Source organism: Streptomyces flavofungini (genome assembly GCF_030388665.1).
In the GTDB taxonomy this organism is placed as follows: domain Bacteria; phylum Actinomycetota; class Actinomycetes; order Streptomycetales; family Streptomycetaceae; genus Streptomyces; species Streptomyces flavofungini_A.
Genome location: NZ_CP128846.1, coordinates 3,735,376 through 3,750,490, shown reverse-complemented (window position 1 = coordinate 3,750,490; position 15,115 = coordinate 3,735,376). Strand labels below are relative to the sequence as shown.

Annotated in this window: 14 protein-coding genes; 9 read left to right on the top strand and 5 right to left on the bottom strand. The window is 71.3% G+C overall.

Translation table 11 applies throughout. From position 1 onward, the window contains the following. Positions 1-472: 472 nt before the first annotated feature. Entirely contained in the window at positions 473-1,669 is a 1,197-nt protein-coding gene (locus QUY26_RS15190; protein WP_289946875.1) for a class I SAM-dependent methyltransferase, read from the bottom strand. Positions 1,670-1,751: 82 nt separating this feature from the next. Here QUY26_RS15190 and QUY26_RS15185 point away from each other — a divergent pair, with 82 nt between their 5' ends. From QUY26_RS15185 to groL, 4 genes are all read left to right on the top strand, one after another. Then, on the top strand, positions 1,752-2,753 hold the full coding sequence (locus QUY26_RS15185) for a polysaccharide deacetylase family protein (RefSeq protein WP_289946873.1): 1,002 nt from the start codon (positions 1,752-1,754) through the stop codon (positions 2,751-2,753). Further along, the gene (locus tag QUY26_RS15180) at positions 2,750-3,103 is read left to right on the top strand and encodes a hypothetical protein (RefSeq protein ID WP_289956420.1); all 354 of its coding nucleotides are present in this window, start codon (positions 2,750-2,752) and stop codon (positions 3,101-3,103) included. Before QUY26_RS15185 ends, QUY26_RS15180 begins: the two co-directional genes overlap by 4 nt. A gap of 145 nt (positions 3,104-3,248) precedes the next feature. Then, on the top strand, positions 3,249-3,557 hold the full coding sequence (groES, locus tag QUY26_RS15175; protein WP_004955293.1) for a co-chaperone GroES: 309 nt from the start codon (positions 3,249-3,251) through the stop codon (positions 3,555-3,557). Positions 3,558-3,696: 139 nt separating this feature from the next. Beyond that, positions 3,697-5,325, top strand: a complete 1,629-nt coding sequence (gene groL / locus QUY26_RS15170; RefSeq protein ID WP_289946869.1) for a chaperonin GroEL — start codon at positions 3,697-3,699, stop codon at positions 5,323-5,325. A gap of 454 nt (positions 5,326-5,779) precedes the next feature. Here the strand turns inward: groL and QUY26_RS15165 are convergent, their stop codons facing one another. The 3 genes from QUY26_RS15165 to QUY26_RS15155 form a co-directional block, all read right to left on the bottom strand. Further along, a complete protein-coding gene (locus tag QUY26_RS15165) occupies positions 5,780-6,553 on the bottom strand; it encodes an SDR family NAD(P)-dependent oxidoreductase (protein WP_289946868.1) in 774 nt (257 codons plus the stop codon). A gap of 19 nt (positions 6,554-6,572) precedes the next feature. Next, positions 6,573-8,099: a multicopper oxidase family protein gene (locus tag QUY26_RS15160; protein ID WP_289946866.1), complete on the bottom strand. Its 1,527-nt coding sequence runs from the start codon at positions 8,097-8,099 to the stop codon at positions 6,573-6,575. Between the two features lie 119 nt (positions 8,100-8,218). Next, entirely contained in the window at positions 8,219-8,896 is a 678-nt protein-coding gene (locus QUY26_RS15155; protein WP_289946864.1) for an MOSC domain-containing protein, read from the bottom strand. Positions 8,897-8,976: 80 nt separating this feature from the next. Between QUY26_RS15155 and QUY26_RS15150 the strand changes: the two genes are divergently transcribed. Continuing rightward, on the top strand, positions 8,977-9,873 hold the full coding sequence (locus QUY26_RS15150) for a LysR family transcriptional regulator (RefSeq protein WP_289946863.1): 897 nt from the start codon (positions 8,977-8,979) through the stop codon (positions 9,871-9,873). Between the two features lie 23 nt (positions 9,874-9,896). Here the strand turns inward: QUY26_RS15150 and QUY26_RS15145 are convergent, their stop codons facing one another. Beyond that, positions 9,897-10,214, bottom strand: coding sequence for a WhiB family transcriptional regulator (locus tag QUY26_RS15145; RefSeq protein WP_289946862.1), 318 nt, complete (start codon positions 10,212-10,214; stop codon positions 9,897-9,899). Between the two features lie 399 nt (positions 10,215-10,613). Here QUY26_RS15145 and QUY26_RS15140 point away from each other — a divergent pair, with 399 nt between their 5' ends. From QUY26_RS15140 to QUY26_RS15125, 4 genes are all read left to right on the top strand, one after another. Beyond that, a complete protein-coding gene (locus tag QUY26_RS15140) occupies positions 10,614-11,225 on the top strand; it encodes a response regulator transcription factor (RefSeq protein ID WP_003948568.1) in 612 nt (203 codons plus the stop codon). 266 nt (positions 11,226-11,491) lie between these two features. Continuing rightward, positions 11,492-12,067, top strand: a complete 576-nt coding sequence (locus QUY26_RS15135) for a sigma-70 family RNA polymerase sigma factor (protein WP_030361423.1) — start codon at positions 11,492-11,494, stop codon at positions 12,065-12,067. Between the two features lie 260 nt (positions 12,068-12,327). Continuing rightward, positions 12,328-13,836 (top strand): IMP dehydrogenase, encoded by a 1,509-nt coding sequence (gene guaB / locus QUY26_RS15130; RefSeq protein WP_289946858.1) that lies wholly within the window; start codon positions 12,328-12,330, stop codon positions 13,834-13,836. Between the two features lie 147 nt (positions 13,837-13,983). Continuing rightward, positions 13,984-15,108 carry a GuaB3 family IMP dehydrogenase-related protein gene (locus QUY26_RS15125; protein ID WP_289946856.1) on the top strand — a complete coding sequence of 375 codons (1,125 nt, stop codon included), beginning with the start codon at positions 13,984-13,986 and terminating at the stop codon, positions 15,106-15,108. Positions 15,109-15,115: the final 7 nt, after the last annotated feature.

Sequence of the window (15,115 nt, the reverse complement as noted above, 5' to 3'; positions counted from 1 at the left end):
TCGCGGGGCGCCCCGGTCCCGCCCCTTCTCCGGTTCTCCGGCTGTGTCCATGTGCGCTCCGCCGCGTGGGGGCTGCGCCCCTGGACCCCGGGGGTGGGTGTCCCGTGGCGGGTGGGACGGTCCGCCCCCGATCGGCCTGCGGCCTCGTCCTCAAACGCCGGACGGGCTGGAATGCACCGGCACGTCAAGGGGCGGGTTCACCCGCGCATCAAGGGGTGGGGCCCCGCACATCAAGGCGGGGCCCCACCCGCACATCCCCAGCCCGCCCCGGCACATCTCAGCCCGTCCGGCGTTTGAGGACGAGGCGCGAAGCGCCGATACGGCGGGAGCCTGTCCCACCCGCCCGGGGCACCCACCCAAGTCACAGCCCGTCCGGCGCTTGAGGACGAGGCGCGGAGCGCCGATGAGCGGGGTCCAGGGGGCGCAGCCCCCGGTTTCGGGAAAGGGGTGGGACTGGGGCGCCCCGCGAGGGCTAACCCGTCGGGTGGCCCACCAGCATGGTGGGAGCGCCCCCGACCCGGGTGAGGAAAACCGTGGCGGACCCAGGCCCCTGGGGCTTCACCTTGCGGCGGAGTTCCTCGGGCTCGACGGCGGAGCCACGCTTCTTGACGGTGAGAACGCCGACCCCGCGATCCCGGAGCAGCGCCTTCAACTTCTTCACGTTGAAGGGGAGTTGGTCGGTGATCTCGTAGGCGGTGGCGTAGGGCGTGGCGACGGCGGCGTCGGACGTGACGTAGGCGATGGTTTCGTCGATGAGCCCCCCGCCGACCCGGGAGGCGACCTCGGCGACGAGGTGGGCGCGGATGACGGCCCCGTCGGGCTCGTACAGGTAGCGCCCGACGGGCCGGACGTCCGGGTCGGGGAGCATCGTGGCGAGCGGGGAGGCGAGGGTGTCACCGGCGGGCAGCAGGGTGGCCCGGTGGGAGCCGGGCGCGCCGGTGCCGAACCACAGCACGGCCTCCTTCACGTCACCCCCGTCCGAGATCCACTCGGCCTCGGCCTCGCCGGGCACGGCGTCGTGGGGGATGCCGGGAGCGATCTTGAGGGCGGCGCGGGGCGCCTTGCGGGCGGTCTCGACGGCCCAGGAGAGGGGCGGCGAGTACGCCTCGGGGTCGAAGATGCGGCCGCGCCCGCCGCGCCGCGCGGGGTCGACGAAGACGGCGTCGTACGGGGAGGTGTCGATGTCCGTGACGTCCGCCTCGCGGACCTCGATGAGGTCGACGAGACCCAGTGCCTCCGCGTTGGCGCGGGCGACCGCGCAGGTCAGCGGGTCACGGTCGACGGCGAGGACGGCGATCCCGGCGCGCGCGAGGGCGATGGCGTCGCCGCCGATGCCGCAGCAGAGGTCGGCGACGGAACGTACGCCGAGGTCCTGAAACCGCCGCGCGCGGTACGTCGCCACGGACGTCCGCGTGGACTGCTCGACGCCGTTCGGAGTGAAGTACATGCGGGCGGCGTCCGCCGCGCCGAACTTCGGAACCGCCCGCTGCCGCAGCCGCGCCTGCGCGAGCGCGGCGGAGACCAGGTCGGCGGGGTGCTCGCGGCGCAGCCGGGTGGCCACCGCCAGCTCCTGGCTCGGTTCGACGTCGCGTACGGCGTCGAGGAGGCCCTGGCCCTCGGCGGTGCGGAGCGCGGCGAAGGAGGCAAGCGGATCGTTCACGTCGCCCATTGTGGGCCAGTCGGTGGAAGGTGCGCGTACGGCGGCGGTGTCGGCCCCCTGCAGGGCGCCTGAGCTGCGAGGATCCGGCGCCATGCGACTAGTACGACAAAAAGAACAAATTGGCCGGGAGGGCAGGCCGGGCAGGCCGGGTGCGGCGGGCGGACGGGGCGGTGGGCGGGGCGGCGCGCGCGGGCGGCGCAGGCGCGGCCGCCTCGCCGCCCTCGCCGTCAGCACCGCCGTCGTTGCCACCGCGATCGCCTCCGGCTGCGCCGCCGACGGCGACGAGCGGGGCGGCTCCGGCGCGCACGGCCAGCAGCCGCGGCTCGGCCCGCCCGCCCAGGCGCTGCGGGACTACGCCGACGCGCTGCGCGCGAAGCAGGCCGCGCGGGCCGCGGCCGCGAAGCGCTGGGGGCTCGCGCAGGCCCCGCTCGCCGCACCCCCCGCGCCCGCCGTCAAGCCCCGCATCACCACCCGCAAGGGCTTCGAGGTCGAGGGGCAGGCACAGCTGCCACCGGTGTTCACCACCGTCCCGACCAAGGACAAGGTCGTCTTCCTGACGATCGACGACGGCGCCGAGAAGGACCCGGCGTTCCTGCGGATGATGCGCGACCTGAAGATCCCGTACACCGCCTTCCTCAGCGACTACCTGGTCAAGGAGGACTACGGCTACTTCAAGCGGATGCAGAAGAGCGGCGTCGTACTGAACAACCACACGCTCAACCACCGCTATCTGCCGGGGCTCTCCTACGAGGGGCAGCGGCGGGAGATCTGCGGGATGCAGGACACCATCCAGAAGCGGTACGGCAAGCGGCCCGAGCTGTTCCGGCCGCCGTACGGGAACTACAACCGCGACACCCTGCGCGCCGCCAAGGCCTGCGGCATCAAGGCGGTGCCGCTGTGGGCCTCCGAGGGCTTCGCCCGGCACATGGAGTGGCGCGAGTGGGACAAGGACCTGCACCCCGGCGACATCATCCTCACGCACTTCCGCGGCCGTGAGGACTGGAAGGGCACCATGCCCGACATGGTCCGCACGGTCCTGAGGACGGTCACGGCCAAGGGGTACGCCGTGGCGCGCCTCGAGGACTACCTGTGAACCGGCCCGCGCGGGGCCGCCCCGCACGGGACGGCGCCGCGCGGGCCCGGGAGGTGGCCGTCGCGGCGGGGGCCACGGCGGGCGTGCTCGCCTCCGTCCTGCTGCTCACCGGCTGCGCGCAGTCGGTCGACCCGATCGAGCGCCTCGGCCGGAAGGCGGCCGAGAAGATCCCGCGGAAGGTCCCGCACGAGCTGCGGCGGGCGGAGCGCTGGTGCCCGCCCGGAGTGCTCGGAACCCTGCGCCCGGGCGGGACGTTGTCCGAAGGCGTGAGCCCGGGTCTCGGTCCGGGCGCCCTGCCCCGACCCCTCGTCACGCCGCCCGCATTGGCACTCCGCTTGACCGAGTGCTAATCGTCGTCCTAGTCTCGGGCCTGGCACTCCCCACTGGAGAGTGCCAACAGCGACGGGCAGGTCCGGCACCCGCGACGACGGATCCACCTGGTCGCCACCTCAGATCAGTTAACCCCGCGAGATCTCCGAAGGGGGAGGTCGGATCGTGACGACCGCCAGCTCCAAGGTTGCCATCAAGCCGCTTGAGGACCGCATCGTGGTCCAGCCGCTCGACGCCGAGCAGACCACGGCCTCTGGCCTGGTCATCCCGGACACCGCGAAGGAGAAGCCCCAGGAGGGGGCTGTCCTCGCCGTGGGCCCGGGTCGCTTCGAGAACGGCGAGCGCCTGCCGCTCGACGTGAAGGTCGGCGACGTCGTGCTCTACAGCAAGTACGGCGGCACCGAGGTGAAGTACAACGGCGACGAGTACCTCGTCCTCTCGGCCCGCGACGTGCTCGCGATCATCGAGAAGTAGTCGAGCGTCCTTCGTCTCTGCTGTACCTGCTTCACCTGCAGATTTGCTTGCGCTGCGCCCCTGGTCACCCCGCTGATTTGCCGGGCGGCGAGGGGCGCGGCTCGTTCACCCGAGTTTTCGAGAGGGCTGAAACGCTCCCATGGCGAAGATCCTGAAGTTCGACGAGGACGCCCGTCGCGCCCTCGAGCGCGGCGTCAACAAGCTTGCCGACACGGTCAAGGTGACGATCGGCCCCAAGGGCCGCAACGTCGTCATCGACAAGAAGTTCGGCGCTCCCACCATCACCAACGACGGCGTCACCATCGCCCGTGAGGTCGAGGTCGAGGACCCGTACGAGAACCTCGGCGCCCAGCTCGTGAAGGAGGTGGCGACCAAGACCAACGACATCGCTGGTGACGGCACCACCACCGCCACCGTGCTGGCCCAGGCCCTGGTCAAGGAAGGCCTGCGCAACGTCGCCGCCGGCGCTTCCCCGGCCGCCCTGAAGAAGGGCATCGACGCCGCGGTCAAGGCGGTCTCCGAGGACCTCCTCGCCACCGCCCGTCCGATCGACGACAAGTCCGACATCGCCGCCGTGGCCGGGCTCTCCGCCCAGGACCAGCAGGTCGGCGAGCTCATCGCCGAGGCGATGGACAAGGTCGGCAAGGACGGTGTCATCACCGTCGAGGAGTCCAACACCTTCGGCCTGGAGCTGGACTTCACCGAGGGCATGGCCTTCGACAAGGGCTACCTGTCGCCGTACTTCGTGACGGACCAGGAGCGCATGGAGGCGGTGCTCGAGGACCCGTACATCCTCATCCACCAGGGCAAGATCTCCTCCATCCAGGACCTGCTGCCGCTCCTGGAGAAGGTCATCCAGGCCGGCTCCTCCAAGCCGCTCCTGATCATCGCCGAGGACGTCGAGGGCGAGGCCCTGTCGACCCTCGTCGTGAACAAGATCCGCGGCACGTTCAACGCCGTCGCGGTGAAGGCCCCCGGCTTCGGCGACCGCCGCAAGGCGATGCTCGGCGACATGGCCACCCTCACGGGCGGCACCGTCATCGCCGAGGAGGTCGGCCTCAAGCTCGACCAGGTCGGCCTTGACGTGCTCGGCACCGCCCGCCGCGTCACCATCACCAAGGACGACACGACCATCGTCGACGGCGGCGGCAACTCCGCTGACGTCGAGGGCCGCGTCGCCCAGATCAAGGCCGAGATCGAGGCCACGGACTCCGACTGGGACCGCGAGAAGCTCCAGGAGCGCCTCGCGAAGCTGGCCGGCGGCGTGTGCGTCATCAAGGTCGGCGCCGCCACCGAGGTGGAGCTGAAGGAGAAGAAGCACCGTCTGGAGGACGCCATCTCCGCGACCCGCGCCGCGGTCGAGGAGGGCATCGTCTCCGGTGGTGGCTCCGCGCTCGTCCACGCCGCCAAGGTCCTCAAGGGCAACCTCGACAAGACCGGCGACGAGGCCACCGGTGTCGCGGTCGTCCGCAGCGCCGTCGTCGAGCCGCTGCGCTGGATCGCCGAGAACGCCGGCCTCGAGGGCTACGTCATCACCACCAAGGTGGCGGAGCTCGACAAGGGCTTCGGCTTCAACGCCGCGACCGGCGAGTACGTCGACCTGGTCAAGGCCGGCGTCATCGACCCGGTCAAGGTGACGCGCTCCGCCCTGGAGAACGCCGCCTCCATCGCCTCCCTGCTGCTCACGACCGAGACCCTGGTCGTCGAGAAGCCGGCCGAGGAAGAGGCTGACGGCGGCCACGGCCACGGGCACGGTCACGCTCACTGAGCGGTGACCTGAGCCTGCGCCGGTGCTGGTCGCCTGCGCTGCCTGGTCCGCCTGAGCTGCTTGAGCTCGGACGAAGGCCCGGCATCCCGTCGCGGGATGCCGGGCCTTCGGCGTTTCCCGGCCTTGCGCCTGCCGGGCCACGCGTGCGCGTCTGTCGGGTCGTGCGCTTGCCGGGCCACGCGTACGCGTCTGCCGGGTCGTGCGTCTTCGGTCACGCGTCTTTCGGGGGGCGTGCGTCTTCGGTCATGTGTCTTCGGTCATGTGTCTGCCGGGTGCTGTTGTGCCGCCGGGTGCGAGCCGTGGTCCGTCCTCGCGCAGTTCCCCGCGCCCCTTCGGGGCGCTCCTCCTGCGGGGCGCGGTCCTTGCGAAGCCTGGCTCCTGCGGGGCGCGGTCCCTGCGAGGCCTGGCCCCCGTGAGTCCTGGTCCCTGCGAGGCCTGGCCCCTGCGCGCGCTGCTACTTCGGGCCGTACTTTCTGCCCGTCCTCGACGTCACCCCGCCGAGCAGGGCCCTCGGGGTCAGCTTCACCAGGCCCATCAGGGTCTTGTAGCGCGGGTCCGGGATGGACAGGGACTTGCCGCGGGCCAGGTCGGCCAGGGCCGCGGCCACCAGCTTGTCGGCGTCCAGCCACATCCACTTGGGGATGTTGTCCGTGCCCATGCCCGCCCGCTCGTGGAACTCCGTGCGGACGAAGCCGGGGCACAGGGCCATCAGCCGCACCCCGGAGCCCGCCAGGTCCTTGGCCGCGCCCTGCGTGAACTGCACGACCCACGCCTTGGACGCGCCGTACGTCCCGCGCGGCACGAACGCCGCCACCGACGCGACGTTCACGACACCGCCCCGGCCCCGCTCCCGCATCGCCGCCGTCGCCGCCGACGTCAGCCGCAGGACGGCCTCGCAGTGCACCTTCAGCATCGTCAGCTCGTCGGCGAGCGGCACCTCCAAATAGCGGCCCTTGTTGCCGAATCCGGCGTTGTTGACCAGCAGGTCGACTCCGTCGCGGCGCCGGGCGAGCCGCTCCTCGACGGCCGTGATGCCGTCCTCCGTGGCGAGGTCGGCGGTCAGGACCTCCGCCTCGATGCCGTGCCGGTCGTGCAGCTCGGTCGCCTGTTCGCGCAGCCGCTTCGTGTCGCGCGCCACCAGGACCAGGTTGTGCCCGTCACTGGCGAGCCGCCGCGCGAAGGCGGCGCCGATACCGGCGGTCGATCCTGTGATGAGAGCCGTAGTCATGGACCAAGGCTAGTGAGCCTCAGTGCCCGCTGTGCCGTCCGGACGGCTCGACCGCCTTCTGGCCCTTCTCGACGACCACGAACTGCCCCATCATTCCTCCGTCCTCGTGGCTCAGGAGATGGCAGTGGTACATGTACGGCGTCTTCGGGTCGGCCGGGCCCGTGAAGCGCAGGGCCAGTTTCATCGTCGTGCCGTTCGGCAGGAACACCGTGTCCTTGGGGCCGCGCAGCTCGGGCGGTGGCGTCTCGCCGTTCACCTCAAGGACCCGGAACTGCACGTCGTGCACATGGAAGTTGTGCGGCATGCCGTTGTCGTTGCGCACGGTCCAGGTCTCGGTGGCCCCGCGCGTGACCACCTCGTCGATCCGGTCCATCCGCATCGCCCGGCCGTTGATCCCGGACTGCTTCAGGTCGAAGAACCGCGCCCGGCTCGCCCCCGCACCGTCCGGCACCTCCAGCTCGCCCAGCTCCGAGGGCAGCGCGGGCGAGGGACGCAGCCGCTTCGCCGCCCGCAGCTGGAGCACGTCGAAGGAGTCGTCGCCCCCACTGAACCGCTGCTGCCAGGCGCTCCCGTAGTTGTCCTGCGGGAAGCTGCGCAGCACGGTCTTCTCCCCGGGCCGCATCCGCACCACGATCTCGGCCCGCTCACCCGGCGACAGCTGTATCCGCTCCATCCGCGCCGGCCGCTCCAGGGCGCCGCCGTCCGTGCCGACCAGGGAGAAGGGCCGGTCGTCCGGGAAGCCGAAGTCGTACGTACGGGCCGTCGAGGCGTTCAGGAGCCGCAGGCGTATGAGTTCGTCGCCCACCTCCTGGTACGGCGCGAGCGTTCCGTTGACCATGGTCCGGTCGCCGAGGAAGCCGACGTTGCGCATCATCTTGTGGCCGTGGTCGAACTTCGCGCCGTCGAACCTCACGTCCTGCACGATCACCGGCAGGTCGTCGACGCCGTACTTCTTCGGCAGCGCGAGACGCGCGCTGCGCTTGTCGTCGAGGAGAAACATGCCCGCGAGGCCGCGCTGCACGTGCTTCTCCGTCGCCCCGTGCGGGTGCGGGTGGTACCAGAGAGTGGCCGCGGGCTGGTCCACCTTCCAGTGCGGGCTCCAGCTGCCGCCGGGCCGGATCATCTGGTGCGGGCCGCCGTCCATCTTCGCGGGCAGGTGCATGCCGTGCCAGTGGACGGTCGAGGCCTCGTCGAGGCCGTTGCGGATCCGCACGCGGACCTTCTCGCCGCGCTTCGCGCGCAGGGTCGGGCCCAGATGGTCGCCGTTGAAGCCCCAGGTCGGTGTGGCGCGTCCGGCCTTGAACTCCTTCCGGCCCGGCTGCATGCGCAGGTCGAAGACGCGGGTGCCGTCCTTGTCCATGCGGGACTCGGCCAGGGGCGGTATCGCGAGGGCGTTGTCGAACGACTCCTTGCCGACCGTGCTGACCTTCGCGTCCTGCCACAGCCACAGCACGCCGCCGCCGAGTGCCAGCGCGACGACGGTGACGACGCTGCCGATGATGAGGAGGGCACGTTTGAGCCATGGCTTGCTCGTGAGTCGGGACATGATTCGAGAATCGCGGCTCGGCCCGCCCCGGAATATCGGGGACGGCCCCCACCCGACCCCGATTCAACTTCCCGTACGTCCCTAGGGACTTCCCCTGTCAGGGATGTCCCCCATGCCGCTCAGGCTTCCCGCGCGCTCTGCTTCTCCATGTACTTGCGCGCCTTGCGCACCGTCTCGGGGTGCAGCGCGTCGCCGGCCGCGAGCAGCGAGGGCAGCAGCGCGCGCTCGGTGGTCACGGCCCGGAACTGCAGGGCGACGGTGACCTCGTGGTCCGGGCGGTGCACGATCTCGACCGCGTCGCCCGCCTGGATGTCGCCCGGCTCGATGACCCGCAGATAGGCGCCCGGCAGCAGGGTCTGCGTGAACCGCCGCACCCAGCCCGCCTCGCCCACGTGCCCCTGGAAGGTGCGGCACGGAATGCGCGAGGAGGTCACCTCCAGGAGCAGGTCGGGGCCGACCCGCCAACGCTCGCCGATCAGCGCGCCGTTCACGTCCACGCCGGACGTGGTGAGGTTCTCACCGAAGCCGCCGTTGGGCAGCGCACGGCCGAGCTGCCGCTCCCACGCGTCGAGGTCCTCGCGGGCGAAGGCGTACACCGCCTGGTCGTTGCCGCCGTGATGGCGCAGGTCGCAGATGGTGTCTCCGGTGAGGCCACTGCCGCCGGTGCCCTTGGGGCCGGGCGCGGTCACCCGGACGGCCCCGTCGACGGGCTGCTTGTCGATCCCGGTGCGGCCGCCGGGGGAGTCGGTGTAGTCGACGGTCTTGGGCCGGCCCACGTTCACGGAGAGAAGCTTCATACGGCCAGGCTAAGCGAGCGCTCCTCAAAGCGGCCACGCGATATTGAGCGACTGCTCCAAGAGTCGCTTATGCTCGGATCATGATCGAGGCCCGTCATCTCCGTGTCCTGCGTGCCGTGGCCGCCACCGGCTCCTTCTCGGCGGCGGCCCGCGAGCTCGGCTGCACCCAGCCCGCCGTCAGCCAGCAGATGAAGGCGCTCGAGGCGTCGGCGGGCACGCCGCTGCTGATCCGCACCGGCCGCGAGATGCGCCTCACGCAGGCAGGAGAGGCCCTGGTCAGGCATGCCGCGGGCATCCTCGCCGGGCTGACCGCGGCCGAGGAGGAGGTCGCCGCCATCGCCGGACTGCGCGCGGGCCGCGTCCGTCTCGTCTCCTTCCCGAGCGGTTCCTCCACCCTCGTGCCGGGCGCGCTCGCCGCGCTGCGCGCCGCGCACCCCGGCACCCGCGTCTCCCTGGAGGAGGCCGAGCCCCCGCGCTCGGTGGAGATGCTGCGCGAGGGCGACTGCGACGTGGCGCTCGCCTTCAGGTACGCGGGGGCCGCCGCCGCGGACGAGTGGGACGACCTCGTCGTACGGCCGCTGCTCGACGACCGGCTCGTCGGCCTCGTACCGGACGAGCACCGCTTGGCGAAGACCGAGAGCGTGACCATCGGTGAGCTTGCCGACGAGTCGTGGATCGCGGGCTGCCCGCGCTGCCGCCGCCAGTTGGTGGAGGTCTGCGAGAGCGCGGGCTTCGCCCCCCGCATCGACTTCGCCACGGACGACTACCCGGCGGTGATCGGCCTGGTCGGGGCAGGCCTCGGGGTCGCGGTGCTGCCCGAGCTCGCGATCGAGTCGGTACGCCCGAAGGGGGCCCGCACGGTGACGGTGGAGCCCGCCGTGCGCCGGGAGATCGTGGCGCTCACGCTGCCCGACCTGGCGCAGGTGCCGGCCGTCGCCGCCACCCTCGACCACCTGGCGCGGGCCGCCGCGCGCTGAGGCGCGCGTGAAGAAACGTTCCTTCAGGACGTCGCGCCGCTACCCCCCGCCGTGACCAGGCGGTTGCGGGCCCGGCCCATCAGCTCCTCGCGCTCGTCCTCGGTCAGCCCGCCCCACACGCCGTACGGCTCGCGGACCGCGAGCGCGTGCGCCGCGCACTCCGCGCGCACCGGGCAGCGCATGCAGACCTCCTTGGCCGAGTTCTCACGTGCGCTCCGTGCCGCGCCGCGCTCGCCCTCCGGGTGGAAGAAGAGCGAGCTGTCCACCCCGCGGCAGGCCGCGAGGAGCTGCCAGTCCCACAGATCTGCGTTCGGTCCGGGAAGGCGGGAGAAATCTGCCATTGCGTGTCTCCTGGTAGCCGTTCTGGCGCGGATACGGTGCCCATGACCGTACATCTACTGTCTAAGGAGATGAAAATATGACTCATTGCGAATCTAGCCACAGACACCAGGAAAAGGGAAGAAAAGCCGCTAAATGGGGCATAGCTCTTGTTGGTGCTCGTCGGGGCCTGTTGGGGGGTCGCATCCGCCCGCGCCGCCTGTGCCGTGTCCGCGCCCTCACGTAGAGTGCCGAAGACGGCTGACTGACCCGTAACTCTTTCGAGTGACCGTCGTTGAGAGTGCGGAGGCGGTTGAAAGAACAAGTGCTCGGGCAGATGTCCGAGTGCGTCAACCGCACAGGTGACGACTTGTACCAGCCTGGAGGCTCAAGGTGACGCGCATCAGCTGCGGAGGACGGCCATGACATCCGTCCTCGTCTGCGACGACTCCCCGCTCGCCCGAGAGGCGCTGCGCCGCGCGGTCGCGACCGTGCCCGGCGTCGAGCGCGTGACGACAGCGGCCAACGGCGAGGAAGTCCTCCGCCGCTGGGGCGCCGACCGCTCGGACCTGATTCTGATGGACGTACGCATGCCCGGACTGGGCGGCGTGGAGACCGTGCGGCGGCTGCTCTCGGCCGACCCGGGAGCGCGCATCATCATGCTCACGGTCGCCGAGGACCTGGACGGGGTCGCGCTCGCGGTCGCCGCCGGGGCCCGCGGCTATCTGCACAAGGACGCCTCGCGCGCCGAACTGCGCGCGACCGTCACACAGGCGCTCGCCGACCCGACCTGGCGACTGGCCCCGCGCCGTCTTCGCTCGGCCGAGATGGGCGCGGCGCCCACGCTCACCGCGCGTGAGATCCAGGTTCTCGAAGGGATGAGCCACGGCCGGTCGAACGCCGAGATCGGCCGCGAGCTCTTCCTCTCCGAGGACACGGTGAAGACGCACGCCAGGCGGCTCTTCAAGAAGCTCGGCGCCTCGGACCGCGCGCACGCGGTGGCGCTCGGTTTCCGCTGGGGCCTGGTTCGCTGAGTGTGCTGGGGCGGGGGCATGGTTGTTCCCGCCCGCCGTGCGGCGGGCGGGGCCATGGAGGCCCGCGAGCACCCGCTTCGAGAGCGGCTTGTGGCGCTTCGCCGCCGATGCCGCATCCTTGAGGTGTGGAGTTCCTTGGGGACGAGTCGGCCGAGCGGGAGGGGAGGGTGCGGGAGATGAGTTCCGGCGCACTCGCTCATAACGCTTCGATGCACAACTATGGACGCGGTGCCACGGATCAGTCGGCGCCAAGGCACCATGGACCGATGCGCGATGACAAGACGACGGTGATCGGTGCCCTCGTCCTACGCGCCGTCGAGGGGGACGAGCAGGCCACGCACGATCTGCTGGCCCACGTCCACCCGCTCGCGCTGCGGTACTGCCGCACCCGACTCTCCCGACTGCCCGGCGACGCGCGGCACTTCGTCGAGGACCTCGCGCAGGAGGTCTGTGTCGCGGTGCTGCTCGCGCTGCCGCGCTACCGGGACACCGGACGGCCCTTCGAGGCCTTCGTCTTCGCCATCGCCGCGCACAAGGTCGCCGACCTGCAGCGCGCCGCCATGCGCCATCCCGGTTCCACCGCCGTGCCCTCGGACGAGATGCCCGAGCGGCCCGACGACTCCCTCGGCCCCGAGGAGCGGGCGCTGCTCAGCAGCGACGCCGAGTGGGCCAAGAAGCTGCTCGCCAACCTGCCGGACAACCAGCGCGAGCTGTTGCTCCTGCGGGTCGCCGTCGGCCTCACGGCCGAGGAGACCGGGCAGATGCTGGGGATGTCGCCGGGGGCGGTCCGGGTGGCCCAGCACCGCGCCCTGAGCCGCCTGCGGGCGCTGGCCGAGCAGTAGGTCCGGAGACTTTCGCCACGCCGTAGGGCGGGGCCTCGCCCTCCCGGTCGAGCCGGGTCCCTCTTTCCGGCGCAGCGGCGCTCGGCCCGCACGGCGCACCCCGGCGGCGCCGAGCCGCCCCCGGCCCGAGAGGCCACACCACCACCGTGCGGCTGTAGAAACCTACGAACCCGGGCCCCCGCCGGCACTGTGGAATGAGAGGGCCATGCTTCCCGTTAGCATGGACATCCGCACCGATCAAGGCCATTGGGGAAGGTGTCATGACTGCAAACGTCGACGGAGTGCCCGAGAAATTCGCGACACTCGGGCTGACCTACGACGACGTGCTGCTGCTGCCGGGCGCGTCCGACATGGCACCCGGCGACATCGACACCGCCTCGTCCATCTCGAAGAACGTCCGGGTGAACGTCCCGCTGCTGTCCGCGGCGATGGACAAGGTCACCGAGTCCCGGATGGCCATCGCCATGGCCCGCCAGGGCGGCGTCGGCGTGCTGCACCGCAACCTCTCCATCGCCGACCAGGCCAACCAGGTCGACCTGGTCAAGCGGTCCGAGTCCGGCATGGTCACCGACCCGATCACGGTGCACCCGGACGCGACCCTCGCCGAGGCCGACGCGATCTGCGCCAAGTTCCGCATCAGCGGTGTCCCGGTGACCGACGGCGGCGGCAAGCTGCTCGGCATCGTCACCAACCGCGACATGGCCTTCGAGGCCGACCGCACGCGCCAGGTGCGCGAGGTCATGACCCCCATGCCGCTCGTCACCGGCAAGGTCGGCATCTCCGGCGTGGACGCCATGGAGCTGCTGCGCCGCCACAAGATCGAGAAGCTGCCGCTGGTCGACGACGCCGGTGTGCTCAAGGGCCTCATCACGGTCAAGGACTTCGTGAAGGCCGAGAAGTACCCGAACGCCGCCAAGGACTCCGAGGGCCGCCTCCTCGTCGGTGCCGCCGTCGGCGTCGCCGGGGACGCCTTCGACCGCGCCCAGGCGCTGATCGAGGCGGGCGTCGACTTCATCGTCGTCGACACCGCGCACGGCCACTCCCGGCTCGTCGGCGACATGGTCGCCAAGATCAAGTCGAACGCCGGCGGCGTGGACGTCATCGGCGGCAACATCGCCACCCGCGAGGGCGCCAAGGCGCTCATCGACGCCGGTGTCGACGGCATCAAGGTCGGCGTCGGCCCCGGCTCCATCTGTACGACCCGCGTCGTCGCCGGCATCGGCGTACCGCAGGTAACGGCCATCTACGAAGCGTCGCTCGCCGCCAAGGAAGCCGGTGTCCCGGTGATCGGCGACGGCGGCCTGCAGTACTCCGGAGACATCGCCAAGGCGCTCGTGGCCGGTGCGGACACGGTCATGCTGGGCTCGCTGCTCGCGGGCTGCGAGGAGTCCCCGGGCGAGCTGCTGTTCATCAACGGCAAGCAGTTCAAGTCCTACCGGGGCATGGGTTCGCTGGGCGCCATGCAGTCGCGCGGCGAGCAGCGGTCGTTCTCCAAGGACCGGTACTTCCAGGAGGGCGTCGCCTCCGACGAGAAGCTGGTCCCCGAGGGCATCGAGGGCCAGGTGCCCTACCGGGGCCCGCTGTCGGCGGTCGTGCACCAGCTGGTGGGCGGTCTGCGCCAGTCGATGTTCTACGTGGGCGGGCGCACGGTGCCCGAGCTCCAGGCCAACGGCCGGTTCGTACGGATCACGTCCGCGGGCCTCAAGGAGAGCCACCCGCACGACATCCAGATGACGGTCGAGGCGCCGAACTACAGCCGTAACAAGTAGCCGACACACCGGCGCGGCACGAGCCGACGCGACCGGTGGCCACGCGCGCGTGGGGGCGGTCCGGATTCCCCGGGCCGCCCCCACGCGCGTGTCGGGGATACTGGAACGGCATACGGAGCGCCATAGGAAAGCTGAAGGGCCACACACGTGACTGAGATCGAGATCGGGCGCGGCAAGCGCGGCCGCCGGGCGTACGCCTTCGACGACATCGCCGTCGTGCCGAGTCGGCGCACCCGGGACCCCAAGGAGGTCTCGATCGCCTGGCAGATCGACGCCTACCGCTTCGAGCTGCCCTTCCTCGCGGCCCCCATGGACTCCGTCGTCTCGCCGGCGACCGCCATCCGCATCGGTGAGCTCGGCGGCCTCGGCGTGCTGAACCTCGAAGGCCTGTGGACGCGGTACGAGGACCCGCAGCCGCTGCTCGACGAGATCGCGGAGCTGCCCGCCGAGGCGGCCACCCGCCGCCTCCAGGAGATCTACGCCGCTCCCATCAAGGAGGAGCTGATCGGGCAGCGCATCAAGGAGGTGCGCGACTCCGGAGTCGTCACCGCCGCCGCCCTGTCGCCGCAGCGCACCGCGCAGTTCTCCAAGGCCGTCGTGGACGCGGGCGTGGACATCTTCGTGATCCGCGGCACCACGGTGTCGGCCGAGCACGTCTCCGGTGCCGCCGAGCCGCTGAACCTGAAGCAGTTCATCTACGAACTCGACGTCCCGGTGATCGTCGGCGGCTGCGCCACGTACACCGCCGCCCTGCACCTGATGCGCACCGGCGCGGCCGGTGTCCTTGTCGGCTTCGGCGGCGGCGCCGCGCACACCACGCGCAACGTCCTCGGCATCCAGGTGCCGATGGCCACCGCCGTGGCCGACGTCGCGGCGGCCCGCCGTGACTACATGGACGAGTCCGGCGGCCGGTACGTCCACGTCATCGCCGACGGCGGCGTCGGCTGGTCCGGTGACCTGCCCAAGGCCGTGGCCTGCGGCGCGGACGCCGTCATGATGGGCTCCCCGCTGGCGCGCGCCACGGACGCGCCCGGCAAGGGCCACCACTGGGGCATGGAGGCCGTCCACGAGGACGTGCCGCGCGGCAAGAAGGTCGACCTCGGCACCGTCGGTACCACTGAGGAGATCCTCGCCGGCCCGTCGCACATCCCGGACGGTTCGATGAACTTCTTCGGAGCGCTGCGCCGCGCCATGGCGACCACGGGCTACAGCGAGCTCAAGGAGTTCCAGCGCGTCGAGGTCACGGTCGCGGACTCGCAGCACCACCGCTGACCCGTCG

What these genes read in the sequence shown, in the direction of transcription:
- QUY26_RS15190 (WP_289946875.1), bottom strand. Translation starts at nt 1,669, where the DNA reads ATGGGCGACGTGAACGATCCGCTTGCCTCCTTCGCCGCGCTCCGCACC.
- QUY26_RS15185 (WP_289946873.1), top strand. Translation starts at nt 1,752, where the DNA reads ATGCGACTAGTACGACAAAAAGAACAAATTGGCCGGGAGGGCAGGCCG.
- groL (WP_289946869.1), top strand. Translation starts at nt 3,697, where the DNA reads ATGGCGAAGATCCTGAAGTTCGACGAGGACGCCCGTCGCGCCCTCGAG.
- QUY26_RS15165 (WP_289946868.1), bottom strand. Translation starts at nt 6,553, where the DNA reads ATGACTACGGCTCTCATCACAGGATCGACCGCCGGTATCGGCGCCGCC.
- QUY26_RS15160 (WP_289946866.1), bottom strand. Translation starts at nt 8,099, where the DNA reads ATGTCCCGACTCACGAGCAAGCCATGGCTCAAACGTGCCCTCCTCATC.
- QUY26_RS15155 (WP_289946864.1), bottom strand. Translation starts at nt 8,896, where the DNA reads ATGAAGCTTCTCTCCGTGAACGTGGGCCGGCCCAAGACCGTCGACTAC.
- QUY26_RS15150 (WP_289946863.1), top strand. Translation starts at nt 8,977, where the DNA reads ATGATCGAGGCCCGTCATCTCCGTGTCCTGCGTGCCGTGGCCGCCACC.
- QUY26_RS15145 (WP_289946862.1), bottom strand. Translation starts at nt 10,214, where the DNA reads ATGGCAGATTTCTCCCGCCTTCCCGGACCGAACGCAGATCTGTGGGAC.
- QUY26_RS15140 (WP_003948568.1), top strand. Translation starts at nt 10,614, where the DNA reads ATGACATCCGTCCTCGTCTGCGACGACTCCCCGCTCGCCCGAGAGGCG.
- QUY26_RS15135 (WP_030361423.1), top strand. Translation starts at nt 11,492, where the DNA reads ATGCGCGATGACAAGACGACGGTGATCGGTGCCCTCGTCCTACGCGCC.
- guaB (WP_289946858.1), top strand. Translation starts at nt 12,328, where the DNA reads ATGACTGCAAACGTCGACGGAGTGCCCGAGAAATTCGCGACACTCGGG.